The organism is Pseudomonas sp. BF-R-30 (genome assembly GCF_019956175.1).
GTDB classification, from domain to species: domain Bacteria; phylum Pseudomonadota; class Gammaproteobacteria; order Pseudomonadales; family Pseudomonadaceae; genus Aquipseudomonas; species Aquipseudomonas jessenii.
The window spans coordinates 210,125-234,889 of the sequence record NZ_JAHBDE010000066.1; the positions used below are offsets into that span (position 1 = coordinate 210,125).

The 24,765-nt window shown below is 59.5% G+C and carries 28 protein-coding genes; 23 read left to right on the forward strand and 5 right to left on the reverse strand.

The features are described 5' to 3' along the window. The first annotated feature begins 41 nt into the window (after positions 1-41). Together KGB20_RS25410 and KGB20_RS25415 are read left to right on the forward strand one after the other, a co-directional pair. Entirely contained in the window at positions 42-1,040 is a 999-nt protein-coding gene (locus KGB20_RS25410) for an alpha/beta hydrolase (RefSeq protein ID WP_223533191.1), read from the forward strand. 88 nt (positions 1,041-1,128) lie between these two features. Then, on the forward strand, positions 1,129-1,920 hold the full coding sequence (locus KGB20_RS25415; RefSeq protein ID WP_223533193.1) for a hypothetical protein: 792 nt from the start codon (positions 1,129-1,131) through the stop codon (positions 1,918-1,920). Between the two features lie 162 nt (positions 1,921-2,082). Here KGB20_RS25415 and prmB read toward each other — a convergent pair whose 3' ends face one another. Then, positions 2,083-2,991 (reverse strand): 50S ribosomal protein L3 N(5)-glutamine methyltransferase, encoded by a 909-nt coding sequence (prmB, locus tag KGB20_RS25420; RefSeq protein WP_057715752.1) that lies wholly within the window; start codon positions 2,989-2,991, stop codon positions 2,083-2,085. A gap of 238 nt (positions 2,992-3,229) precedes the next feature. Between prmB and KGB20_RS25425 the strand changes: the two genes are divergently transcribed. From KGB20_RS25425 to KGB20_RS25445, 5 genes are all read left to right on the forward strand, one after another. Further along, positions 3,230-3,820: a cysteine hydrolase family protein gene (locus KGB20_RS25425; protein WP_056721821.1), complete on the forward strand. Its 591-nt coding sequence runs from the start codon at positions 3,230-3,232 to the stop codon at positions 3,818-3,820. 131 nt (positions 3,821-3,951) lie between these two features. After that, positions 3,952-4,272 (forward strand): hypothetical protein, encoded by a 321-nt coding sequence (locus KGB20_RS25430; RefSeq protein WP_008048404.1) that lies wholly within the window; start codon positions 3,952-3,954, stop codon positions 4,270-4,272. 78 nt (positions 4,273-4,350) lie between these two features. Then, positions 4,351-4,908 carry a Smr/MutS family protein gene (locus tag KGB20_RS25435; RefSeq protein WP_057715753.1) on the forward strand — a complete coding sequence of 186 codons (558 nt, stop codon included), beginning with the start codon at positions 4,351-4,353 and terminating at the stop codon, positions 4,906-4,908. Positions 4,909-4,985: 77 nt separating this feature from the next. Continuing rightward, a complete protein-coding gene (gene folE, locus KGB20_RS25440) occupies positions 4,986-5,531 on the forward strand; it encodes a GTP cyclohydrolase I FolE (RefSeq protein WP_007988130.1) in 546 nt (181 codons plus the stop codon). Positions 5,532-5,635: 104 nt separating this feature from the next. Further along, positions 5,636-6,007, forward strand: coding sequence for a glutathione S-transferase N-terminal domain-containing protein (locus tag KGB20_RS25445; protein WP_046042961.1), 372 nt, complete (start codon positions 5,636-5,638; stop codon positions 6,005-6,007). Positions 6,008-6,164: 157 nt separating this feature from the next. On the opposite strand, the gene KGB20_RS25450 is transcribed toward KGB20_RS25445, so the two are convergent. After that, positions 6,165-7,331: a PLP-dependent aminotransferase family protein gene (locus KGB20_RS25450; protein ID WP_150812348.1), complete on the reverse strand. Its 1,167-nt coding sequence runs from the start codon at positions 7,329-7,331 to the stop codon at positions 6,165-6,167. Positions 7,332-7,413: 82 nt separating this feature from the next. On the opposite strand from KGB20_RS25450, the gene KGB20_RS25455 reads away from it, so the two are divergent. From KGB20_RS25455 to KGB20_RS25465, 3 genes are all read left to right on the forward strand, one after another. Next, positions 7,414-7,860: a MarR family winged helix-turn-helix transcriptional regulator gene (locus tag KGB20_RS25455; protein WP_102671808.1), complete on the forward strand. Its 447-nt coding sequence runs from the start codon at positions 7,414-7,416 to the stop codon at positions 7,858-7,860. A 317-nt stretch (positions 7,861-8,177) separates the two neighbouring features. After that, positions 8,178-9,527, forward strand: a complete 1,350-nt coding sequence (locus tag KGB20_RS25460) for an NCS2 family permease (protein ID WP_057715756.1) — start codon at positions 8,178-8,180, stop codon at positions 9,525-9,527. Between the two features lie 72 nt (positions 9,528-9,599). Further along, positions 9,600-10,226, forward strand: a complete 627-nt coding sequence (locus KGB20_RS25465) for a LysE family translocator (protein ID WP_154946576.1) — start codon at positions 9,600-9,602, stop codon at positions 10,224-10,226. 209 nt (positions 10,227-10,435) lie between these two features. On the opposite strand, the gene uraH is transcribed toward KGB20_RS25465, so the two are convergent. Then, complete coding sequence (uraH, locus tag KGB20_RS25470; RefSeq protein ID WP_003223171.1) at positions 10,436-10,789, reverse strand: hydroxyisourate hydrolase; 354 nt, start codon at positions 10,787-10,789, stop codon at positions 10,436-10,438. Between the two features lie 434 nt (positions 10,790-11,223). Between uraH and puuE the strand changes: the two genes are divergently transcribed. The 9 genes from puuE to KGB20_RS25515 all read left to right on the forward strand — a co-directional run bounded on the left by puuE (position 11,224) and on the right by KGB20_RS25515 (position 19,367). Then, positions 11,224-12,150 carry an allantoinase PuuE gene (gene puuE, locus KGB20_RS25475; protein WP_057715758.1) on the forward strand — a complete coding sequence of 309 codons (927 nt, stop codon included), beginning with the start codon at positions 11,224-11,226 and terminating at the stop codon, positions 12,148-12,150. Next, positions 12,147-12,662, forward strand: a complete 516-nt coding sequence (gene uraD / locus KGB20_RS25480) for a 2-oxo-4-hydroxy-4-carboxy-5-ureidoimidazoline decarboxylase (RefSeq protein ID WP_154860708.1) — start codon at positions 12,147-12,149, stop codon at positions 12,660-12,662. Before puuE ends, uraD begins: the two co-directional genes overlap by 4 nt. Positions 12,663-12,752: 90 nt before the next feature. Next, entirely contained in the window at positions 12,753-13,748 is a 996-nt protein-coding gene (gene alc / locus KGB20_RS25485; protein ID WP_057715760.1) for an allantoicase, read from the forward strand. Between the two features lie 120 nt (positions 13,749-13,868). Continuing rightward, positions 13,869-14,372: an ureidoglycolate lyase gene (locus KGB20_RS25490; protein ID WP_007993087.1), complete on the forward strand. Its 504-nt coding sequence runs from the start codon at positions 13,869-13,871 to the stop codon at positions 14,370-14,372. A 50-nt stretch (positions 14,373-14,422) separates the two neighbouring features. Then, positions 14,423-15,727: a urate hydroxylase PuuD gene (locus KGB20_RS25495; RefSeq protein ID WP_057715761.1), complete on the forward strand. Its 1,305-nt coding sequence runs from the start codon at positions 14,423-14,425 to the stop codon at positions 15,725-15,727. Between the two features lie 164 nt (positions 15,728-15,891). After that, positions 15,892-17,250, forward strand: a complete 1,359-nt coding sequence (locus tag KGB20_RS25500; RefSeq protein ID WP_057715762.1) for a nucleobase:cation symporter-2 family protein — start codon at positions 15,892-15,894, stop codon at positions 17,248-17,250. 167 nt (positions 17,251-17,417) lie between these two features. Then, entirely contained in the window at positions 17,418-18,203 is a 786-nt protein-coding gene (locus KGB20_RS25505; protein ID WP_154946577.1) for an outer membrane protein OmpK, read from the forward strand. After that, complete coding sequence (locus tag KGB20_RS25510) at positions 18,203-18,541, forward strand: hypothetical protein (protein WP_223533195.1); 339 nt, start codon at positions 18,203-18,205, stop codon at positions 18,539-18,541. The genes KGB20_RS25505 and KGB20_RS25510 overlap by 1 nt, the downstream gene beginning before the upstream one ends. 40 nt (positions 18,542-18,581) lie before the next feature. Then, positions 18,582-19,367, forward strand: coding sequence for an outer membrane protein OmpK (locus KGB20_RS25515; protein ID WP_057715764.1), 786 nt, complete (start codon positions 18,582-18,584; stop codon positions 19,365-19,367). A 115-nt stretch (positions 19,368-19,482) separates the two neighbouring features. Here the strand turns inward: KGB20_RS25515 and KGB20_RS25520 are convergent, their stop codons facing one another. Further along, on the reverse strand, positions 19,483-20,655 hold the full coding sequence (locus tag KGB20_RS25520) for a patatin-like phospholipase family protein (RefSeq protein ID WP_090453970.1): 1,173 nt from the start codon (positions 20,653-20,655) through the stop codon (positions 19,483-19,485). A 132-nt stretch (positions 20,656-20,787) separates the two neighbouring features. Further along, complete coding sequence (locus KGB20_RS25525; RefSeq protein WP_102671801.1) at positions 20,788-21,720, reverse strand: lipid A biosynthesis lauroyl acyltransferase; 933 nt, start codon at positions 21,718-21,720, stop codon at positions 20,788-20,790. A gap of 118 nt (positions 21,721-21,838) precedes the next feature. Between KGB20_RS25525 and minC the strand changes: the two genes are divergently transcribed. The 4 genes from minC (at position 21,839) to KGB20_RS25545 (ending at position 24,666) form a co-directional block, all read left to right on the forward strand. Beyond that, a complete protein-coding gene (minC, locus tag KGB20_RS25530; protein ID WP_090457784.1) occupies positions 21,839-22,576 on the forward strand; it encodes a septum site-determining protein MinC in 738 nt (245 codons plus the stop codon). A gap of 202 nt (positions 22,577-22,778) precedes the next feature. Next, positions 22,779-23,591 (forward strand): septum site-determining protein MinD, encoded by an 813-nt coding sequence (minD, locus tag KGB20_RS25535; protein ID WP_090453967.1) that lies wholly within the window; start codon positions 22,779-22,781, stop codon positions 23,589-23,591. A gap of 3 nt (positions 23,592-23,594) precedes the next feature. Then, entirely contained in the window at positions 23,595-23,849 is a 255-nt protein-coding gene (gene minE, locus KGB20_RS25540) for a cell division topological specificity factor MinE (protein ID WP_007974947.1), read from the forward strand. Between the two features lie 181 nt (positions 23,850-24,030). Next, on the forward strand, positions 24,031-24,666 hold the full coding sequence (locus tag KGB20_RS25545; protein WP_046037585.1) for an RluA family pseudouridine synthase: 636 nt from the start codon (positions 24,031-24,033) through the stop codon (positions 24,664-24,666). Positions 24,667-24,765: the final 99 nt, after the last annotated feature.

Genomic DNA, 24,765 nt, shown 5'->3' on the forward strand with positions numbered 1-24,765 from the left:
CAGTATACGCAGGCTACCCAAGTAGTTCATCCTCGAACCTTATGGGTGCCCGTGAGTCCAACCGGCATCTTCTTGATAATGGCGCGATGATGCTGCGAGTTCTAGCCTTGAGCCTTACCCTGATTTCCGGCTTCGCCCAGGCGACTGTCCTGCAACGACCGATCACATTGGATACGGGCACCGGCGAGCTTTTCGGCTCGCTGTTGCTGCCAAAATCCGACAATCGAGTGCCGGTTGTCCTGATCATTTCAGGCTCCGGCCCTACGGATCGTGACGGAAACAACGCCGACGGCGGGCGCAATGACAGCCTCAAGCGCCTGGCCTGGGTGCTGGCCAAACACAACATCGCCAGCGTGCGTTACGACAAGCGTGGCGTGGCCGCGAGCCTGGCGGCGACCCCGGATGAACGCAATCTGACGGTGGAAGCTTATGTGGCCGATGCCCAAGCCTGGGGCCGGAAACTCAAGACCGATCCGCGTTTTGGCCAGTTGATCGTGCTGGGTCACAGCGAAGGCGCCCTGATCGCCAGCCTCGCTGCGCCGGATATCGATGCCGACGCGGTGATATCTGTCTCCGGCAGCGCAAGACCGGTGGATCAGGTCATTCGCGAGCAACTGGGCAATCGCCTGCCTCAACCGCTGATGCTGCGCAGCAATCAATTGCTCGACAGCCTCAAGGCCGGGAAAACCGACGACAATGTGCCGCCACCCTTGCAGGTGATTTTCCGTCCGAGCGTGCAGCCTTACCTGATTTCCCTGTTCCGCCAGGACCCGGCCGCGGCATTTGCGAAGTTGAAGATGCCAGCACTGATCATCCAGGGCAGCAACGACATCCAGGTCGGCGTCAATGACGCAAGGCTGCTCAAGGCTGCCAAACCGGACGCCGAACTGGCGCTGATCGAGGGCATGAACCACGTCATGCGCATCGTGCCCAACGACGTCAAACGCCAACTGGCCTCCTATAAGGACCCGCAGCTGCCCCTGGCGGCGGAACTGGGCACGCGAATCCTCGGTTTTATTGAAGGACTTCGCGCCAGTTAACCTCCAGTCTTGAAAAAAACGGCCGATAAGCCTTTGTCGCCAACACATTGGTTGGCGACAAGCTGAGCTTGGACAGGATCTCGCCGTTATGACTGACACCCAGACTTCACCCGACACCAGCGCTGAAAAAGACGTGCCGCCAGCGGTCGAGCTGCCCTGGGCGGACGTCCACGTCGAGCACCACAAGATGCTCCGTCTGGCACCCCTGCAGACTGACCGCAACACAGGCGGACGCCCATTGCGCTTTGTCGAGTTCGGCTATGCCGAACGCAATGACAAGACGCACAGCCTGATGCGCATGAGCATCACCCTGCCCGGCCAGCGCGTACGCAAGGAACAGAATCATCTGGACGTGTGGGTCGATCACGCCGAAAAACGCGTGCATTTCGGTCCGGAAAGCGGACTGCAGATTGAACCGCTGAACCGTGGCATTGGTCGCTACATGGCGGCCCAGGGCATCAATTGGGCGAAAAAGCGCTGGCCGACCTACACCGTCGACGGCTTCGACCTGAACAACAAGGATGCACTGAACGAAGACACCCGCCTGCGCCGCGATCATTTTTTACGCGTGCACGGTTTCGACGTGGTGTATGCCGATGCCCAGCATTTGAAAGGCAGCGTCAAGCCGGTCAAGGTCGGCGACCTCTCTGGCGACTGGAACAGCGAAAAACTGCAGGTCGTGGAAATCCTTGAGGCGGCGCAGATGCTCCAGCAAGCCGAACAGAACCTGGCCGAGCAGGAAGTCAAACTCAAGAAACACGAAGAAAAGGTCAGCAAGTACAAACGCGAAGACGCCGGGTTGCGATTCACCATCACCTGCCTGGTGGCGTTTGCGGTGTTTCAGGCGGGGTTGTTGATCTGGATTGCCACGCATCGTTGAAGGCTTGAGTTACTGCACCTTGTGGCGAGGGGGCTTGCCCCCGTTCGAGCGCGAAGCGGTCGCAAAACAGCTACCACAGACATATCTGGATAAATCTGGTGTGAGGGTTCAGGGCTGCTTCGCAGCCCAACGGGGGCAAGCCCCCTCGCCACAAATGCCCGGTCAGACGCGAGAAGCGAACAACGCCTGATGCTCACGACACTGCTGCGCGCTGAGCATGAACACACCATGGCCGCCACGCTCGAACTCCAGCCAGGCGAAGTCGACTTCCGGGTACAACGCCTCGACGTGCACCTGGCTGTTGCCCACTTCGACAATCAGCAAGCCCTTCTCGGTCAGGTGATCCGCCGCCTCGGCAAGCATGCGCCGCACCAGGTTCAAACCGTCATCACCACAGGCCAGGCCCAGTTCCGGTTCGTGCTGGTATTCGTCCGGCATGTCGGCGAAATCTTCCGCATCGACGTAGGGCGGGTTCGACACGATCAGGTCGAAACGTTGACCCGGCAAGCCCTCGAAACCGTCGCCCTGCACCGTGTACACACGCTCATCGACACCATGGCGCTCGATGTTCTGATTGGCCACTTCCAGCGCTTCGAACGACAGGTCCGCCAACACCACCTCGGCATGCTGGAACTCATAGGCGCAGGCGATGCCGATGCAACCGGAACCGGTGCACAGGTCGAGAATCCGCGCCGGCTCGGTAGCCAGCCACGGGGTAAAACGGTTTTCGATCAACTCGCCGATGGGGGAGCGCGGGATCAGCACACGCTCATCGACAATGAACGACATGCCACAGAACCAGGCCTCGCCCAGCAGATACGCGGTAGGCACCCGATCTTCGATGCGGCGCTTGAGCAAAAGCTGCAGGTGAACCACTTCGTCTTCTTCCAGATTGCAGTCGAGGTAGCTGTCGGATATTTCCCACGGCAGGTGCAACGCGCCCAACACCAATTGCCGGGCTTCGTCCCAGGCGTTGTCAGTGCCATGGCCGAAAAAAAGATCCTCCCCATGGAAGCGGCTGACGGCCCAACGGATATGGTCACGCAGGGTACGAAGGCGGGAAGTGATCACGACGGCAAACTCCAGAAAAATCGACGGGGGATTCTACCAGTCAAACGACTTCACGACGACGCGGGAAACTACCGATTCAAATGTAGGAGTTATCCATTTTTTCGCTAGGCTATTGAACAAAACGTGACTATTGACAAGGCTACAGGCCAGCAACGACGGCACCTACGATCGTAGCGATTCACAGAACCGCTCAGCCAGAGGACAATGGCGCAAAAGCCCCACTCCAAGGAGCCCCAGAATGTCTGTTCCAAAAACGATGTTTCAACTCAGCGGCCGCGGTTATGCAGCGGCCAATCTGAGCCATGCCACCCTGGTCATCATCGATGCCCAGAAAGAATACCTCAGCGGTCCCCTGGCCCTGAGCGGCATGGATGAAGCTGTCGCGAACATCAAGCAACTGCTCGCCGCTGCCCGCGCCGCCGGCCGGCCGATCGTGCATGTCCGCCACCTCGGTACCCTCGGCGGGCTGTTCAACCCACAGGGCGTAGGCGGTGAGTTCATTCCGGGCCTGGAGCCACAGAGCGATGAAACCGTCATCGGCAAATTGTTGCCAAGCGCGTTTCACGGCACCGAACTGGCACAACGCCTGGAAGACCTCGGCGCCCTTGACCTGATCGTCTGCGGCTTCATGAGCCACTCCAGCGTCAGCACCACGGTGCGTGCGGCCAAGAACCTGGGCTTCCGCTGCACCCTGGTGGAAGACGCCTGCGCCACCCGCGACCTGCCTTACAAGGGCGGCGTGCTCAGTGCCGCACACGTCCATCAGACGGAAATGGCGATCATGGGCGACAACTTCGCCACCCTCGCGCTGACCCGTGAACTGATCTGATCGACGCTCAATGAGCGGCCCGGAACGCCGCTCATCCGCAAAAGCCTCCCATTTGCCGTAATTGTCTTAGCCTCAGGAACATCCCGGTCAACTCCCGGTCGAAGGGCCGATACCCATTGAGGAAGGTCGGAATGAAGTTATCCGATGGTTTTGACGCTCGCCGCTTGCGGCCCAAAGGCCAAAGCAACTGGCGTTTTCGAATCGGCGCGACGTTCGCGGCGTTGCTGGCGATGTGCGGCGTGTTGCTCGCCATGGCCGGTGCCGCCAGCCTGCTCGGCCACGCACCCGCCCTGGGTGAATTGAACACAAGCCGCACCGGTGCTGCCGTGATCCTGGCCATCGGCCTGTTCGTGCTGTACCTCGGTGTCTGGCTATGGCGCCGTTGCCGTCGTCGCTCACGGCAGTCGCGGGAGCTGGCCATGTCCCCGCACCTGATGAAAAAACACGACTGAGCCTGGCATCGCGCGCGTTTTTGTCGCGCCCGATTCGCTTCGAGTTGGGTAAACTGGCCGCCCTTCGCGGAGGCTGACATGCAAGACGACGATTTTTCCCTGTTCAAAAGCGCGATCCAAGGCGTCAAGCCGATCAAGCACGATCGCGCCGAAACCGGCAAACCCAAGGCTGACCGCGCGCAGATTGCCAAACTGCGTCAAGCGGCCACCGTGCGCACCGAATCCACCACCGTCGACGGGCTGTCCGATCAGTTCGTCATCGACGTCGGCCCTGAAGACGAGCTGATGTGGGCCCGCGATGGCGTGCAGGAAAGCCAGATGCGCAAGCTCAAGGTCGGGCAGATTCCTTTCGAAGGCAGCCTCGACCTGCACGGCATGAGCGTGGAAAAGGCCCGGGAAACCCTCTGGGCATTTTTGGCTGAAGCCACCAAATTCGAAATCCGCTGCGTGCGCGTCACCCATGGCAAGGCTGTTCGCCTGGACGGCAAGCGGCCGATGATCAAAAGTCACGTCAACACCTGGCTGCGCCAGCATCCACAGGTACTCGGCTTTACCTCGTGCCAGGCGAAACATGGTGGTGCCGGCGCGGTTTATGTGATGCTCAAACGCACCATGATGGAAGGTCGTGACGAGTAAAGCTGACGCGTCACGCTTGCAGCGTCGTGTCCGTCACCGTACCCTTGCCCTTTGCGTAAAATCCCACAGGTAGTTTCATGTCCCTGGAACAGAATTACACGGCGATCCTCGGCCAGCTCGGCGAGGACGTTTCCCGCGAAGGCCTGCTCGACACGCCAAAACGTGCCGCCAAAGCCATGCAGTACCTCTGCCGCGGCTATGAACAGACACTGGAAGAGGTCACCAACGGTGCCCTGTTCAGCTCCGACAACAGCGAAATGGTGCTGGTCAAGGACATCGAGTTGTACTCGTTGTGCGAACACCACCTGCTGCCGTTCATCGGCAAGGCTCACGTTGCCTACATCCCGAGCGGCAAGGTCCTGGGCCTGTCGAAAGTGGCGCGGATCGTCGACATGTACGCCCGCCGCCTGCAGATCCAGGAAAACCTCAGCCGCCAGATCGCCGATGCGGTCCAGCAGGTCACCGGCGCCCTGGGCGTTGCGGTGGTGATCGAGGCCAAGCACATGTGCATGATGATGCGCGGTGTGGAAAAGCAGAATTCGACGATGATCACCTCGGTGATGCTCGGTGAGTTCCGTGAGAACGCCGCCACCCGCAGCGAATTCCTCAGCCTCATCAAGTAATTCGCGGCACGAAGAAAACCGGCGTTCATCGCCGGTTTTTTTTCGCCCGCAAAAAATCAGGTAAGCTGCGCGCCCTTATTCGTTTGCACCGTGAGGCTTTCAACGTGTTCGTAAAAGCGCTTCGTGTCGGCCTTGGCCAACTGATCATCTTCATCGACTTCATCACCCGCCCAGGCAAGAAGCAGCGCCCGGCGGAAGTTCAGGCACAGGTCAATTCGGCTGCCAAGGGCCTGACGCTGTATCAATTCCACGCCTGCCCGTTCTGCGTGAAGACTCGCCGTACCCTGCGCCGCCTGAATGTGCCGGTGGCCCTTCGCGACGCGAAGAACAACGAACAGGATCGCCAGACCTTGCTGGAGCAAGGCGGCAAGATCAAGGTGCCGTGCCTGCGCATTGAAGAGAATGGCCAGACCACCTGGATGTACGAGTCCAAGGTGATCATTGATTATCTGGACAAGCGTTTTGCGGCGGCCTGATGTTTTTGTGGTGATCTGACTGACGTCTTCGCGAGCAAGCCCGCTCCCACAGTTGACCGCATTTCCCTGTGGGAGCGGGCTTGCTCGCGAAGAGGCCGGCACAGGCACCATAAATTCAGACAAAAATAAACCGGCCCATGCGCCGGTTTATTTGTTTCTAGGCTGCTTTTGCGGCCTGAGCAGCACGCACCACCGCCGCCAACCGCTTGAGCCCCTCATCCAGCCGCGCCGGATCAATGTGGCTGAAGTTCAATCGCAGATACCCCGGATGGTTGTCCGGCTCGGGGAAGAACGGCTCCCCCGGCATGAACGCCACGTCGTTGGCCAGCGCGGCATTCAGCAAGGTGCGGGTGTCTTGCGGCTGCTTGAGTTTCAACCAGAAGAACAGCCCGCCCTGCGGCACGTTCCAGTCCGCCAGATCGGAGAAGTGCGTTTCCAGCGCAGCCTGAAACGCATCCCGACGCCCCCGATAAAAATCGCGCAACTCACTACGGTGTTGCTGATATTTCTCGGTGCCGATCCATTGCAGCGCCTGCCACTGGCCGACCCGATTGGTGTGCAAATCCGCCGATTGCTTGAGTTTCAACAGATGTGGAAACAGGTCCGGGCTGGCGATCAAGTAGCCGACACGCAAACCCGGCAACAGGGTTTTCGACACGGTCCCGGTATAGATCCAGCTGGCCTTCTTCAAGCGACTGACAATCGGCGTGGCGCTGCCACCGTCGAAGGTCAGCTCGCGGTAAGGCTCATCCTCAATCAGCGTCACGCCAAACTCATCGAGCAATGCCGCCACCGCGTTGCGTTTGGCTTCGCTGTAACGCACCGCCGATGGATTCTGGAAGGTCGGGATCAGGTAGATGAAAGCCGGGCGGTGTTGTTCCAGGCGAGCGCGTAGCGCCGTCAAGTTCGGTCCGTCAGCCTCCAGCGGCACGGTCAGGCAGTCGGCGCCGAACAGCTGGAAAATCTGCAATGCCGCCAGATAAGTCGGCGCTTCGAGCAGGATTTCGGTGCCCTTGTCGATGTACAGCTTGGCGGCCAGGTCGAGGGTCTGCTGTGAGCCGCTGACCACCAGTACCTGGCTTGCCTCACATGGCACTCCCAACGCTCGCGCCTCGGCGGCCAGCGCTTCGCGCAACGCCGGTTCGCCCTCGCTCATGCCGTATTGGCCCATGGAAACCGGCATCTCGGTCCACTCGACCTTCGGCAACATGGTTTCGGCCGGCAAGCCGCCGGCAAACGACATCACCTGCGGACGTTGGGCCGCAGCGAGGATTTCACGGATCAAAGAACTTTTAAGGCGTGAGACACGTTCGGAAAAAGCCATGGGGATCACCGGTAGCGAGGCATGTGAAAAATGAGTCAAACTTGTTGACCGAAATTACGCTTCCCCGAACGGATACGTCAATATGCTTGACCTTAAAAACCCGCTTTCCCAGCAGCAAGCCATGGAAGCGTTTTTCTTCGGCTACCAGGCCTTCACCGCCAAGGCCGATGAAATGCTCGAACGTCGCGGCCTGAGTCGGGTGCATCAGCGCATCGTGTTTTTCATCGCCCGCTATCCGAACCTGAGTGTCAAGGAACTGCTGGCTTTACTCGGTGTGAGCAAGCAGGCGTTGAACATGCCGTTGCGTCAGTTGGTCGAGATGCATCTGGTGGACAGCGTCGCGTCCGAGTCGGACAAGCGTAAGCGGCTGCTGGAACTGACCGATGACGGCGCTCGTTTCGAACAGTCGTTGCGCCGTGAGCAGGTGAAATTGCTGGAGCGGGTGTTTGCCGAGGCCGGGGAGACAGCGGTGAATGGGTGGTTGACGGTGAACCTGGCGTTGGGAAAAGGCCAGTTGTCGGCAGACTGAGTATTCAATCTGCTGGATTTGCAGTGGCTGAACCGATGCCTTCGCGAGCAAGCCCGCTCCCACAGGTGACCGCATTCCCCTGTGGGAGCGGGCTTGCTCGCGAAGGGGCCAGAACAGGCGATATATCCCTATTGCCAAACTTTTCGTCTACAAAATCAAAAACATTATTTGCTTTCTTTGTATACAAAAGCATAATCCACTTCGTGCGAGTTCCTGACCAAGCGGTCAACAAATTCGCAAGTACCTCAAAGGGCCGCTGCCACCCCTCTCGGATCCGGCCCTGGAAATAAAAATAAAACTCTTGAGGAGTACTCGCTGTGGAAAGCCGCAAATCCGAAGCACCGACGCTGGAAATCTCGCCGCCATTACGCAATGGCTTGCTGGAACGTCTGTTCAAACTCAGCTTGCACGGCACCACGGTGAAGACCGAGCTGATTGCCGGTCTGACAACCTTCATCACTATGGCTTACATCATTTTCGTCAACCCCAACATCATGGCCGACGCCGGGATCGATCACGGGGCGGCGTTCGTCGCCACCTGTATCGCCGCGGCACTCGGTTGCCTGTTGATGGGCCTGTACGCCAACTGGCCGGTCGGCCTGGCACCAGGCATGGGGCTGAACGCCTTCTTCACCTACACCGTGGTTGGCACCATGGGCTACAACTGGGAAACCGCCCTCGGCGCGGTGTTTGTGTCCGGTGTGTTGTTCATGATCCTGACCTTCTCGCGGATCCGCGAATGGCTGCTCAACAGCATCCCGGTCAGCCTGCGCTTCGCCATGGGCGCCGGCGTGGGTCTGTTCCTGGGGCTGATCGGCCTGAAAACCGCAGGTATCGTCGTCGATAGCCCGGCGACCCTGATCAAGCTCGGCTCTCTGCGCGAACCCGGTCCGCTGCTCGCCGCCGTGTGCTTCCTGATGATCGCCATCCTCAGCTATCACAAGGTGTTCGGCGCGATCCTCATCAGCATCATCACCGTGACCCTCGCCGGCTGGGGCCTTGGGCTGGTGCACTACGAGGGCATCATGTCCGCCCCACCGAGCCTGGCTCCGACCTGGATGGCCATGAACGTTGTAGGTGTATTCAACATCAGCATGGTCAGCGTGGTCCTGGCCTTCCTCTTCGTGCACATGTTCGACACCGCAGGCACCCTGATGGGCGTTGCCCAGCGTGCCAACCTGGTGGGCGCTGATGGCAGGATTGAAAACCTCTCCCGCGCCATGAAAGCCGACAGTGCTTCCAGCGTATTCGGTGCGGTAGTCGGCGTTCCTCCGGTCACCAGCTACGTGGAAAGTGCTGCCGGTGTTGCAGCGGGTGGTCGGACTGGTCTTACCGCAGTGACCGTAGGTGTGCTATTTATTGCAGCCATGTTCTTCGCACCGCTGGCCGGGATGATTCCTGCCTATGCAACCGCGGGCGCGCTGATTTATGTAGCGATGCTGATGATGGGCGGCATGGCCCACATCGAATGGGACGAAGCCACCGACAGCATTCCGGCAATTGTCACCGCCATCATGATGCCGCTGACTTTCTCGGTCGCCGACGGCATCGCGCTGGGCTTCATCACCTACGTGGCGATGAAGGCCGGTACCGGCAAGTACAAGGAAATTTCGGTGAGCCTGTGGGTGCTCTGCGCGATCTTCATCGCCAAGTTCATCTTCTTGTAAACCACACGCGGTACACGCTTGAAAACAGCCTCACCCCGTCGGGTGGGGCTTTTGTGCAAATGGAGGAAAGTGATGAGTCTGGAAACCTGGCTGCTGTTCAGCGGCGCTGCGCTGATAGTGATCCTGATCCCGGGGCCGCTGTCGTTGCTGATGATCAGCAACAGTCTGAATTACGGCCTGCGCCGCTCTTACCCGGCCTTTCTCGGCGGCGTGTCGGCATCGATCTGCCTGCTGAGTGCTTCGGCGCTGGGTCTGGGGGCGTTGTTGCTGGCGTCGGAACAGCTGTTCAGTGCCCTGAAGATTATTGGCGCCCTTTACCTGTTCTACCTCGCCTGGCAGAGCTGGCAGCAATCGCGCCTGCCTTCCCATGGCGCTGAAGTGCCACAGGCCGCGCCGGTGCCACGCTTTCGCGCACTGTTCGGGCGTGCGTTCATGCTGGGCGCAAGCAACCCGAAAGATATCCTGTTCTTCGCCGCTTTCCTGCCGCAGTTCTTGAGTGCCGAACAGCCGTTCCTCCCACAACTGCTGGTGATGATCGTGACCTGGACCGTGCTCGACCTGCTGTGCAAATTGGCCTACGGCCTCGGCGCCCATGGTGCGGCACGGTATCTGCGCAGCGGCAAGGGCCAGAGCTGGTTCAACCGGATCAGTGCGGGGTTGTTCAGTGGTGCGGGGGCTGCGTCTCTACTGAGCCGCTAACAACTGTAGGAGCGAGCTTGCTCGCGATGGACGTTAACGATGACGCGGGCCATCTGAATGCCCGCGTTGTCTGGGCCTCCATCGCGAGCAATCGAGCGTCGACCGGCTGCTCCTACAGAAGACGAAAAAAAGCCCGCAGTGTGAGCGGGCGAAAGACCAAAGAAGCTATATGCGCAGTCGCTTCCAGGTTGCAGCAGCTGCCTGGGGGATCAGCTGCCGCGATAGGTGGAGTAGCTGTAAGGCGAAATCAACAACGGCACATGGTAGTGATCCTGCTCGGCGGAGATGCCAAAACGCAGCACCACCACATCAAGGAATGCAGGCTCCGGCAGCTGAACGCCACGGGCGCGGTAGTAATCGCCGGCATGAAACTGAACCTGATAGACCCCGGTGCGGTAGTCATCGCCTTGCAGCAGCGGTGCATCGACACGGCCATCGCTGTTGGTTATCGCGCTGGCGACCAATTCCAGGTGCGATCCTTCAACGCGGTACAACTCGACCTTGATCGAGCTGCCCGGGCAACCGTGTGCTGCGTCCAAAACGTGTGTAGTCAAACGTCCCATTGGTTCTGCGCGCCTGCCTGCGTGGAGCAGTCAGACTTCGCGCCTCCCGAAGTCAGTTGAAAAGGAGACCGCACCGATTCGGAGCACGAAAAGCTGCGGCGAGCGACTGATTAAGACACTTTTCAAAAAAATTGTACACAATAAAAACGACATTTTTCGTATGACGTCCGCCATCTGCATATTTACCGCCGATTTCCCGCCAAACCGCACAGTCTATGAACCCTTCAATCAATAATTGACCAGTCAGGCAGATTTCTTGCAGGCTCACGCCAATAGCAGTAAAAGATGACAGTCGGTGAAAAATGCGAAAAATCAGGCTTACAAAGTGAATATAAAGTTGTATACAATCATCCCATCGCTGTGACGCAAGCCCGCCATCCCATTTTCAGCTGCGTCACACCAACCGTCATCATCGAATAAGAAGGAAGCCTGCAGTGAGCGCTGACTACCCACGCGACCTGGTCGGTTACGGCAGTAACCCTCCTCACCCCCACTGGCCGGGCAATGCCCGTATTGCCCTGTCGTTCGTACTCAATTACGAAGAAGGCGGCGAGCGCAACATCCTGCACGGCGACAAAGAATCCGAAGCGTTCCTCTCGGAAATGGTTTCAGCCCAGCCGCTGCAAGGCGCGCGCAACATGAGCATGGAATCCCTCTACGAGTATGGCAGCCGTGCCGGCGTGTGGCGGATCCTGAAGCTGTTCAAGGAATTCGACATTCCACTGACCATCTTCGCCGTGGCCATGGCCGCCCAGCGTCACCCGGACGTGATCCGCGCCATGGTCGATGCCGGCCACGAGATCTGCAGCCATGGCTATCGCTGGATCGACTACCAGTACATGGACGAAGCCCAGGAACGCGAGCACATGCTCGAAGCGATCCGCATCCTTACCGAAATCACAGGCACTCGCCCGCTGGGCTGGTACACCGGCCGCACGGGTCCGAACACCCGTCGCCTGGTGATGGAAGAAGGTGGTTTCCTCTACGACTGCGACACCTACGACGACGACCTGCCCTACTGGGAACCGAACAACCCGACCGGCAAGCCGCACCTGGTGATCCCGTACACCCTGGACACCAACGATATGCGCTTCACCCAGGTCCAGGGTTTCAACAAGGGCGACGACTTCTTCGAATACCTGAAAGATGCGTTCGACGTGCTCTACGCCGAAGGCGCCGAGGCTCCGAAGATGCTGTCGATCGGCCTGCACTGCCGCCTGATCGGCCGTCCGGCGCGTCTGGCTTCACTCAAGCGCTTTATCGAATACGCTAAAAGTCATGAACAGGTGTGGTTCAGCCGTCGCGTCGACATCGCGCGTCACTGGCAAGAAACCCACCCGTACACAGGGGCTGCCAAATGAGCACCTTTCAAACCGTCAAACCTTCGGCCCTGAGCCGCGACGCCTTCGTCGCCGCTTTCGCCGACATCTACGAACATTCGCCATGGGTGGCCGAGAAGGCCTACGAGCTGGGCCAGGATGCCTCGATCGATGAGATCGAAACCTTGCACCAGCGCATGAGCGACATCCTGTTGAGCGCCGATCACACCAGTCAGCTGGCATTGATCAACGCTCACCCGGACCTGGCCGGCAAAGCCGCCGTCCAGGGCCAACTTACCGAAGCCAGCACCAATGAACAGGCTGGCGCCGGTATTCACCAATGCACGGCCGAAGAGTTTTCTCGCTTCACCGAGCTGAACGACGCCTACAAAGCCAAGTTCAAGTTTCCCTTCATCATGGCGGTAAAAGGCAGCAACCGGCATCAGATCCTCGCAGCGTTCGAAACGCGCATCCACAACCCGGTCGACACCGAGTTCAAGTGCGCGCTGGCGGAGATCAACAAGATCGCCCTGTTCCGATTACTGACCCTATAGCAAGCCTGGCCCCAGCGGATTCAAGAACGCCGAAACCGCCCGGGGCCTGGCAAGTATCCCAAGCCACTTATTTAAAGGCAGACAAGAAGAATGAAAGCTTACGCCGTACCTTTCGAGAAGTTCGTCAACCTGGCCGATGCCCGCCTGGGCACCAAAATCATCTCGGTCACCGATGACTGGTTCGCAGACGCCAACCGTCTGTTCCAACCGACCCCGGCCGTATGGAAGGAGGGCGTGTTCGATGACAACGGCAAGTGGATGGACGGCTGGGAATCGCGCCGCAAGCGCTTCGAAGGCTTCGACAGCGCAGTGATCCGCCTGGGCGTACCGGGTTCGATCAAGGGCGTCGACATCGACACTTCATTCTTCACCGGCAACTTCCCGCCATCGGCGTCCCTGGAAGCCTGCTTCCTGACCGAAGGCGAGCCGAACGAAAACACCCAGTGGGTTGAAGTGCTGTCGGCCGTCGAGCTGCAAGGCAACAGCCACCACTACCACGAAATCAACAACGACCAGGCCTTCAGCCACCTGCGCTTCAACATCTACCCGGATGGCGGCGTGGCCCGTCTGCGCGTGTACGGCGTGCCGTTCCGTGACTGGTCGGCTACCGGTGACAACGAGCAAGTCGACCTGGCTGCGGCCCTTAACGGTGGTCGCGCCCTCGCCTGCTCCGATGAACACTTCGGTCGCATGAGCAACATCCTCAACCCGGGCCGTGGCATCAACATGGGCGATGGCTGGGAAACCGCGCGTCGTCGTACCCCGGGCAATGACTGGGTCATCGTCGCGCTGGGTCATGCCGGCGAAGTCGAGAAAGTCATCGTCGACACCCTGCACTTCAAGGGCAACTACCCGGACAGCTGCTCGATCCAGGGCGCGTTCGTGAAGGGCGGTACCGACAGCCAGATCGAAACCCAGTCGCTGTTCTGGCGCGAACTGCTGCCAAGCCAGAAGCTGGAAATGCACGCCGAACACACCTTCGCCGAGCAGATCAAGGCACTGGGCCCGATCACCCACATCCGTCTGAACGTGTTCCCGGATGGTGGTGTGAGCCGCCTGCGCGTTTTGGGCAAGGTCGCCAAATAAGCGGCGCGCCCTTCGCGAGCAAGCCCGCTCCCACAGGGGAATGAGGTCGAATGTGGGAGCGGGCTTGCTCGCGAAGGCGTCAGAACCAACAACACAGAACTCAACGAAAAGAAGACCAGCATGCGCACACTGACGATAGAACCGCTGACCAAAGAAGCCTTCGCCCCTTTCGGTGACGTGATCGAAACCGACGGCAGCGATCACTTCATGATCAACAACGGTTCGACCATGCGCTTCCATAAACTGGCTGTGGTCGAAACCGCTAAGCCAGAGGACAACGCGATCATCAGCATCTTCCGCGCCGACGCGCAGGACATGCCGCTGACCGTCAGCATGCTGGAGCGCCATCCGCTGGGCAGCCAGGCTTTCATTCCGCTGCTCGGCAACCCCTTTCTGATCGTGGTCGCGCCACTTGGCGATGAACCTGTATCAGGCTTGGTCCGCGCCTTCGTCACCAACGGCAGGCAGGGCATTAATTACCATCGCGGCGTCTGGCACCACCCGGTGCTGACGATCGAAAAGCGGGATGACTTCCTGGTGGTTGATCGCAGTGGCACAGGCAATAACTGCGATGAGCATTTTTTCAAAGAGGATGAGCGTTTGATCCTCGCCCCCCACCAATAAGAGAAGGTCCGATCACTCGACAACAGAGTGACGGGCGAGAGGTAAAGACTGTGGAAGCACATCTGTTGGAATGGCTGAACCTGAGCGTGCGCTGGGTTCACATGATTACTGGCGTGGCCTGGATCGGTGCGTCGTTCTACTTCGTCTGGCTGGAAAACAACCTCAATCGGGTCAATCCGAAAAGCGGTCTGGCCGGTGATTTGTGGGCGATCCACGGCGGCGGTATCTATCACCTGGAAAAATACAAACTGGCTCCACCGACCATGCCGGACAACCTGCACTGGTTCAAATGGGAAGCCTACTTCACCTGGATGTCGGGTATCGCGCTGCTGTGCGTGGTGTTCTACTCCAACCCGACGCTCTACCTGCTGGCTCCGGGCAGCACCCTGAGCGGTCCTGAAGGCGTGGCCATCGGCCTCGGCTCGCTGTTCATCGGTTGGTTCATCTACTCCTTCCTGTGCGACTCGGCCCTGGGCAAACGCCCTGCCCTGTTGGGTTTCATCCTGTTCGTCCTGATCATCGGCGCAGCCTACGGCTTCAGCAAAGTGTTCAGCGGTCGGGGTGCGTACCTTCACGTCGGCGCGATCATCGGCACCATCATGGTCGGCAACGTGTTCCGCATCATCATGCCGGCACAGCGCGCACTGGTTGCGGCGATTGCCGAGAACCGCACGCCGGATCCGGCGCTGCCGGCCAAAGGCCTGTTGCGTTCGCGTCACAACAACTACTTCACCTTGCCGGTGCTGTTCATCATGATCAGCAACCACTTCCCGAGCACCTACGGCAGCCAGTACAACTGGTTGATCCTGGCCGGGATCGCGGTACTGGCGGTGTTGGTGCGTCACTACTTCAACACCCGTCACGACAGCCACAAGTTTGCCTGGACCCTGCCGGTGGCAGCGGTGGGCATGATCTGCCTGGCTTATGTGTCCGGTCCGAAGCCGATGTCCAGCGCCCCTGAAGTGGCCAACGCTCCAGCGAAAATCGAATACCAGCCGCTGCCGGAAACCGCAGTGGGCGGTGGTTTGAAACCTGCTGAAGCCAAACCTGCACAAGCACCTGCTGCCGCTCCGGCTCAGGCATCCAATGCCGGCCCGGGTTTCGACAAGGTGCACAGCGTGATTCAGGAACGTTGCACGGTTTGCCACTCGGCCAAGCCAACCAGCCCGTTGTTCAGCGCGGCACCGGCCGGTGTGATGCTGGACACTCCCGAGCAGATCCGCCAGAACGCACCGCGAATTCAGGCGCAAGCCGTCACCAGCCAGATCATGCCACTGGGCAACATCACCCAGATGACTCAGCAGGAACGTGACCTGATCGGTGCCTGGATTGTGCAGGGAGCCCAGACCAATTAATCGCTAAAAGCATCGCGGGCAAGCTCGCTCCCACAGGTTTTGCATGGCCTGTGTGGGAGCTGGCTTGCCTGCGATTGGCCGCAACGCGGTCCACCAGATTCGAATACAGCTGCCAGCAGCACTGCAGCTGTAAATCACAAGAATAAAAAGATCCGAGGTGTTGCATGTCCGAGCTATCCGAAGCGCGCATCCCCGACGCACCCGCCATTCAGCGTTTGCCCCTCTTGCAACTGATCCTGGTCGGTTTGCAACATGTTCTGCTGATGTACGGTGGTGCCATCGCGGTACCGCTGATCATCGGACAGGCCGCTGGCCTGAGTCGTGAAGAAATCGCCTTCCTGATCAACGCCGACCTGTTGGTGGCGGGTATCGCCACCATCGTCCAGTCCCTCGGCATCGGCCCCATGGGCATTCGCATGCCGGTGATGATGGGCGCCAGTTTCGCCGCCGTCGGCAGCATGGTCGCCATGGCCGGCATGCCCGGTATCGGCCTGCAAGGGATCTTCGGCGCGACCATCGCCGCCGGGTTCTTCGGCATGATCATCGCCCCGTTCATGTCCAAAGTCGTACGCTTCTTCCCGCCGCTGGTGACCGGCACAGTCATTACCTCGATCGGTTTGTCGCTGTTCCCCGTGGCTGTGAACTGGGCCGGCGGCGGTGCCAGCGCCACTCAATTCGGTTCACCGATTTACCTGACCATTGCCGCGCTGGTGCTGGGTACCATTTTGCTGGTGCATCGCTTCATGCGCGGTTTTTGGGTCAATATTTCCGTGCTGATCGGCATGTGCCTGGGCTATGTGCTCTGCGGCCTGCTCGGCATGGTCGACCTCAGTGGCATGGCTCAGGCGCCATGGCTGCAATTCGTCACTCCGCTGCACTTCGGCATGCCCAAATTCGAACTCGCGCCGATCCTCTCGATGTGCCTGGTGGTAGTGATCATTTTCGTCGAGTCCACCGGGATGTTCCTGGCGCTGGGCAAGATCACCGGCCAGGAAGTCTGTCCACGGATGCTGCGTCGAGGCTTGTTGTGCGATGCCGGCGCTTCGTTCTTCGCCGGGTTCTTCAACACCTTCACCCACTCCTCCTTCGCCCAGAATATCGGCCTGGTACAGATGACCGGCGTGCGTTGCCGTTCGGTGACCATCGTTGCCGGCGGGTTGCTGATCGTCTTGAGCCTGCTGCCCAAAGCCGCGTTTTTGGTGGCGTCGATTCCTCCGGCAGTACTGGGCGGCGCAGCGATTGCGATGTTCGGCATGGTCGCCGCCACCGGAATCAAGATTCTCCAGGAGGCCGACATCGGTGACCGTCGCAACCAGTTACTGGTGGCGGTGAGCATCGGCATGGGCCTGATCCCGGTTGTACGCCCGGAGTTTTTCGCCCACCTGCCCGTGTGGATGAGCCCGATCACCCACAGCGGCATCGCCATGGCCACCCTCAGCGCGCTGACGCTGAACCTGCTGTTCAACATCCTTGGTGGCGCCGAACGCGCGGCCATCAACGACTGCCACGCTCACACGCATTAACCCGGAAACACACGCCCCCTGTAGGAGCGAGCCTGCTCGCGATGAACCCGAGAACACCGCGTTTATCCAGATAACACGCGTAATCGTTGACGACCATCGCGAGCAGGCTCGCTCCTACAGGGTAAGGGTTTCCTGCGCCTTAAAATAAAAACAAGAGGGAGCAACAGATGATTCGGACACAAACCAACCTGCTGTTGGGTGCTGGCCTGCTGGCCGCGAGTCAGGCCATGGCCGGTGATCTACTGCTGTGGCAGACCAACAGCCTGAGCTATCTGTATGGCAAGAACTTCGCGATCAATCCAGCGATCCAGCAGACGATAACCTTCGAACACGCCGACCGCTGGAAGTACGGCGACAACTTCATGTTCATCGACAGCACCTACTACAACGGCGAGAAAGACCGAAACAAAGGCGTTCATGCCTATTACGGCGAGTTCAGCCCACGCCTATCCTTCGGCAAGATCCTCGACCGCCGTTTCGAATTCGGCCCGATCAAGGACGTGCTGCTGGCCATGACCTACGAGAACGGTGAAGACGACACCGAGGCCTATATGATCGGTCCCGGTTTCGACCTCGCGGTACCGGGCTTCAACTTTTTCACCTTGAACTTCTATTACCGCCAGACCGAAGGCTCGCGCCCTGGCGATGATGTCTGGCAAATCAGCCCGGCCTGGTCCTACACCCTGCCACTGGGCAACTCGAACCTGTTGATCGACGGCTACATCGACTGGGTCGTGGATAACGACCAGAACGCCCGCGGCACCTATCACGCCAACCTGCACTTCAACCCGCAGATCAAATACGACCTGGGCAAAGCCCTGGGCTGGCGCGAGAAACAGGTGTATGTCGGCACCGAATACAGCTACTGGAAAGACAAATACGGCGTCCAGGACAGCTCCCGTTTCAACACCAATGAAAACACCGCCAGCCTGCTGGTAAAGGTGCACTTCTGATGCTGCTCCGCAACCGTGCCCAAAACCTGCCGTCGGTGCGCCGTTGCGGAGCACTTGAGACCTGGCCGAGGAGTCAGTATTCTCCGCGGCCGCCCGAATCCGGTTTAAAAAAAAGCCCGGATGTAAAACCTGACCAGAAAGCCAACTTATCCCGGCTCTGGCAGGCACCAAGGCACTCCAAAACCCCTCTCAATCGACCGCTCTTGAGCCGTCGAACGGGAGTTTTTTTGCTTTTTGAAAGCCTTGGCTCAGCTCTTGCTAACAGCATTAAAGCTGACCGAATGGATGATTTTTTTACCGCTACAGAAAAAGGCGCCACACCAGAGCGCCGACCTTAAAAAAATAACGTGGAACCACCTACTTTTTGGGAGCAACCGAATGAAACGTACGTGCACTAGCCTGATGCTGGCGGGATCGATGCTGGCCGGGGGCCAGGCCATGGCCGGCGATTTGCTGCAGTGGCAAAACAACAGCCTGACCTATCTGTATGGCAAGGACTTCCAGGTCAACCCGCGCATCCAGCAGACGGTGACCTTCGAACACGCCGATGCCTGGAAGTACGGCGACAACTTCTTCTTCATCGACAAAATCTTCTACAACGGCAAGGAAGACCATTTCGCGGGTGAAAACACTCACTACGGCGAATTCCAGCCACGCCTGTCGTTCGGCAAGATCTTTGACCAGAAGCTGGAGTTCGGCCCGATCAAGGACGTGCTGCTGGCCATGACGTATGAGTTCGGCGAAGACGACACCGAGTCGTACCTGGTCGGTCCTGGTTTCGACCTGGCCATTCCTGGTTTCGATTACTTCCAGTTGAACTTCTATAATCGTCACACCGAGGGTGGCCGTCCGGGTGACGATGTCTGGCAGATCACTCCGGTCTGGTCCTACACCATTCCGGTGGGTGGCTCGGACGTCCTGATCGACGGCTTCATGGACTGGGTGGTAGACAACGACGTCAACAGCAAAGGCGAGTACCACGCCAACCTGCACTTCAACCCGCAGGTCAAATACGACCTGGGCAAGGCGTTGAATCTGGGTGCCAAGCAGCTGTACGTCGGTGTCGAGTATGACTACTGGAAAAACAAATACGGTATCGAAGACAGCGAGGGCTTCAAGACCGATCAGAGCGTGACCAGCTTCCTGGTCAAGGTTCACTTCTGATCTGAACACCTCCTGTAGGAGCGAGCCCGCTCGCGATGGTCGTGAACGATAACGCTGGGGTCCTGATACCCCGCGGTGTCCTTTCGTCCATCGCGAGCGGGCTCGCTCCTACATCTCAAGCCGAAACCAAAGACTCCCCAATTCCAAGAAACCGGCACAACTCCCCGCGCTTGGCCAACGCATCCCGCCGCCCCAGTTCAATCAACTCGCTGCAATACCCCGCCTCGAACAGCAGGTAGCTCAAAACCCCCGCCCCGCTGGTCTTGGTCGCCCCCGGCCCGCGCAGAAACAGGCGCAATGCCGCCGGCAATTCCTGGCGATGACGCGCGGCAATCTCATCGATCGGCTGGCTCGGTGAAATCACCAACACGTCCACCGGCGCCACGCCTAAAGCGCGGGTGGGTGTACCGTCGGGCATCAGGTGACTGAACTGGTTCAGGCGCTGCAACAGCTCGATGTCGCTTTCCAGGCTGTCAATGAACGTACTGTTGAGCATGTGCCCGCCGATCTGCGCCAGTGACGGCTGCTGACCGGTGTAGCTACGCAACAACGGTTGTCGCGGGTCAATCCCGCGGGGGTTGCCACTGACGCCCACCACCAGCACCCGACTGGCACCCAGATGCAACGCCGGACTGATCGGCGCCGACTGACGCACCGCGCCATCCCCGAAATACTCTTCGCCGATTTTCACCGGGGCGAACAGCAGCGGAATGGCCGAACTGGCGAGCAGGTGTTCAACGGATAAACGGGTGGGAACACCGATACGCCGATGGCGCAACCAGGCATCGATCTTGCCGCCGCCCTCATAGAAGGTGACGGCCTGGCCGGACTCATAGCCGAACGCGGTGACCGCCACCGCATGCAATTGCTTCTGTGCGATCGCTTCGGCGATGCCACCCATATGCAGCTTGTCGTTGAGTAAATCCCGCAGCGGAGAACTGTTGAGCAGCGCCACCGGAACCTGGGCACCGATGCCGAGCAAACTGTGGCTGACAAAGCGGCTGGCCTGGCGGATCACCCCGGGCCAGTCGCTGCGCAACACCAGATGACTGCGAAAGCCCTGCCAGAATGCCGTCAGGCGTTCGATGGCGTTACGAAAGTCCATCGCCCCGCTGGCGAGGCTGACGGCGTTGATCGCGCCCGCCGAGGTGCCGACGATCACCGGGAACGGATTGCGGGCCCCCGGCGGCAGCAATTCGGCAATCGCCGCCAGCACCCCGACCTGATAGGCCGCCCGAGCCCCGCCACCGGAAAGAATCAACCCTGTAACCGGTTCGCCTGGACTCATGCACAACTCTCCATGGTGCTTGATGGGATTTCGTTGTTTCAACCTGTTCCCTTGCTCGCGATGGTTGTGAAAACGCCGCGGGGGTCAGGTGTCCCGCGTTATCGTTGGCCACCATCGCGAGCGAGCTCGCTCCTACACGCGTTTGGCGTACAGCTTGGGCTCGCCCGGTGGGCGGCTCTTGAAGCGGCGATGGGCCCACAGGTATTGCTCGGGATGCTCGCGCAGAACGCTTTCGATCCATTGGTTGATGCGCAGGCAGTCGGCCTCCTCGGTTTCGCCTGGGAAGCCTTCGAGCGGCGCATGGATCACCAGGCGATATCCGCTGCCGTCCGCCAGACGTTCCTGGGTGAACGGCACCACCAGCGCCTTGCCCAGTCGCGCAAACTTGCTCGTGGCGGTGACGGTCGCGGCCTGAATGCCGAACAGCGGCACGAAAATGCTTTGCTTGGCGCCGTAGTCCTGATCCGGTGCGTACCAGATCGCCCGGCCCGAGCGCAGCAGTTTGAGCATGCCGCGCACGTCTTCGCGTTCCACCGCCAGCGAATCGAGGTTGTGCCGCTCGCGGCCCTGGCGCTGGATGTAGTCGAACAGCGGATTCTTGTGCTCGCGGTACATGCCGTCGATGGTGTGCTGTTGACCGAGCAACGCTGCGCCGATTTCCAGCGTCGTGAAGTGCAGGGCCATCAGGATCACGCCCTTGCCCTCACGCTGAGCCTGCTGCAAATGCTCCAGCCCTTCGATATGAGCAAGATTTGCCAGGCGCTTGCGCGACCACCACCAGCTCATCGCCATCTCAAAGAACGCGATGCCGGTGGAGGCGAAGTTTTCCTTGAGCAGGCGTTTGCGTTCGGCGGCGGTTTTTTCAGGAAAACACAGTTCCAGATTGCGCTTGGCAATGCGCCGTCTGTCGCCGGCTACCCGATACATCAACGCGCCCAGGACACGACCGATCCACAGCAGTGCCGGATACGGCAGCTGGACGATCAGCCACAACAGCCCCAGGCCACACCACAGTGGCCAGAAACGTGGAGATAGAAATGCTTTTCGAAAACGCGGGCGGTCCATTAATGCTTCCGGAATGACAATGGCCGCGCATTCTACATCGTTCGACCCGGCTTGCGGCCCGCGGGCGTTCTCGTTATAAGTCTCGGCACTTTTAGTGACAAGTCGTTGTATGCCGACCATGAGCCAAACCGAACCGCTAGACCAAGATCCCGTGTTCCAGTTGAAGGGCAGCATGCTGGCCATTACGGTGCTGGAACTGGCCCGTAACGACCTCGAAAGCCTTGATCGGCAACTGGCCGCCAAGGTCGCCCAGGCGCCCAACTTCTTCAGCAACGCGCCACTGGTACTGGCCCTGGACAAACTCCCGGCCAACGGAGGCGCGGTCGATCTGCCAGGGCTGATGCGCGTCTGCCGCCAGCATGGCCTGCGTACCCTGGCGATCCGCGCCAGCCGCATCGAAGACATTGCCGCCGCCATCGCGGTCGACCTGCCGGTGCTGCCACCGTCCGGTGCCCGGGAGCGTCCACTGGACCTGACCGAAGGCGAACCGAAGAAAAAACCGGAAAAACCGCCCGAGCCGACCATCAAGCCGACGAAAATCATCACCTCGCCGGTACGCGGTGGCCAGCAGATTTATGCCCAGGGCAGCGATCTGGTGGTGATCTCCTCGGTAAGCCCGGGAGCGGAACTTCTCGCCGATGGCAACATCCATGTATACGGCCCGATGCGTGGTCGCGTGTTGGCCGGCGTCAAGGGCGACACCAAGGCGCGGATTTTCTGTCAGCAAATGAGTGCTGAACTGATTTCCATCGCCGGGCATTACAAGGTTTCCGAAGATCTGCGCCGCGACCCGCTATGGGGTTCGGGTGTGCAGGTCAGCCTGTCCGGCGACGTGTTGAACATCATTCGGCTTTAACGGATACTGCCGCATTTTCCAAGCATCTCTAAAACGTAGCGAAAACGGCTCAAACGAAGTAGGAAAAAGGCCGAAAGCAGTGTTTACCGGGGGTAAACGCCGCTCAAAACCGGATTCCAGCCAAGGCTGTCCGACTGCAGTAGTTTTTCAGGAGATGTTTTTCAGGGACTGAAAAGTCCTTCTTCCTTAGGGGTGAAACACCTTGGCCAAGATTCTCGTGGTTACATCCGGCAAGGGTGGTGTGGGTAAGACCACCACCAGCGCCGCTATCGGTACCGGCCTCGCTCTGCGCGGCCACAAAACAGTGATCGTCGACTTCGACGTGGGCTTGCGCAACCTCGACCTGATCATGGGTTGCGAGCGCCGCGTGGTGTATGACTTCGTCAACGTGGTCAACGGCGAAGCCAACCTGCAACAGGCTCTGATCAAAGACAAGCGCCTGGAAAACCTCTACGTGCTGGCCGCCAGCCAGACCCGCGACAAAGACGCGCTGACCGTCGAAGGCGTGGAAAAAGTCCTGATGCAGCTCAAGGAAGACTTTGAGTTCGTGGTCTGCGACTCCCCGGCAGGCATCGAGAAAGGCGCCCACCTGGCCATGTACTTCGCCGATGAAGCGATTGTCGTGACCAACCCGGAAGTCTCCTCGGTACGTGACTCCGACCGCATGCTCGGCCTGCTGGCCAGCAAGTCCCGTCGCGCCGAACGCGGCGAAGACCCGATCAAGGAACACCTGCTGATTACCCGTTATCACCCGGAACGTGTGAGCAAAGGCGAAATGCTCGGCGTAGAAGACGTCAAGGACATCCTTTCGGTGACCCTGCTCGGCGTGATCCCTGAATCCCAGGCGGTGCTCAAGGCATCCAACCAGGGTGTTCCGGTGATTCTCGACGACCAGAGCGATGCCGGCCAGGCCTACAGCGATACCGTGGACCGCCTGCTGGGCAAGACCGTGGATCATCGATTCCTTGATGTACAGAAGAAGGGATTCTTCGAGCGCCTGTTTGGAGGCAACTAAGCAATGAACCTTTTTGACTTCTTTCGTGCCAACAAAAAGCAAAGCACCGCGTCGGTAGCGAAAGAGCGTCTACAGATCATCGTGGCGCACGAACGCGGCCAACGCAGTACCCCGGACTACCTGCCAGCCTTGCAGAAGGAACTGGTCGAGGTGATCCGCAAGTACGTCAATATCGGGTCCGATGACGTGCACGTCGCACTGGAAAGCCAGGGCAGCTGCTCGATTCTGGAACTCAATATCACCCTGCCAGATCGCTGAGTCGATCCGGCTGGAGCCACGGCGGCTCAGGCTTTCACGGCCCTTTGTGTAGGAGCGAGCCTGCTCGCGATGTAGTGTCAGTCGACTTCGATGTAGCTGACACACCATCGCGAGCAGGCTCGCTCCTACAAGGACAGCGAAAGCCTGGGCCGCCGTTGGCGTTTGTTACGAGGCTGTTTTAATGCCGCTGTCCAACATCCACATCATCCATCAGGATGCCGCCGTACTGGTGGTGAACAAACCGACCCTGTTGCTCTCTGTCCCTGGCCGGGCCGACGACAACAAGGACTGCCTGATTACCCGCCTGCAGGAAAACGGCTACCCGGAAGCGCGAATTGTCCATCGCCTGGACTGGGAGACTTCCGGCATCATCCTGCTGGCCCGCGACCCGGACACCCATCGCGAACTGTCCCGGCAATTTCACGACCGCGAAACCGAAAAGGCCTACACCGCCCTGTGCTGGGGTCAGCCGGAACTGGACAGCGGCAGCATCGACCTGCCCTTGCGCTACGACCCGCCGACCAAGCCGCGCCACGTGGTCGACCATGAGTTCGGCAAACACGCGCTGACCTTCTGGCGAGTGCTGGAGCGTTGCGGCGACTGGTGCCGCGTTGAGCTGACACCGATCACCGGCCGCTCCCACCAGTTGCGCGTGCACATGCTCTCGATTGGTCATCCGCTGCTGGGTGACGGGCTCTATGCCCATGAGCAGGCGCTGGCGGCTTGGCCGCGCCTGTGTCTGCACGCGAGCATGCTCAGCTTCACCCATCCGCAAAGTGGCGAACGCCTGCGCTTCGAGTGCCCGGCACCGTTCTGAAACTGTGGGAGCGGGCTTGCTCGCGAATACGGTGTGTCATTCAACGATGTATTGACTGACTCGACGCCTTCGCGAGCAAGTCCGCTCCCACAAGGGATC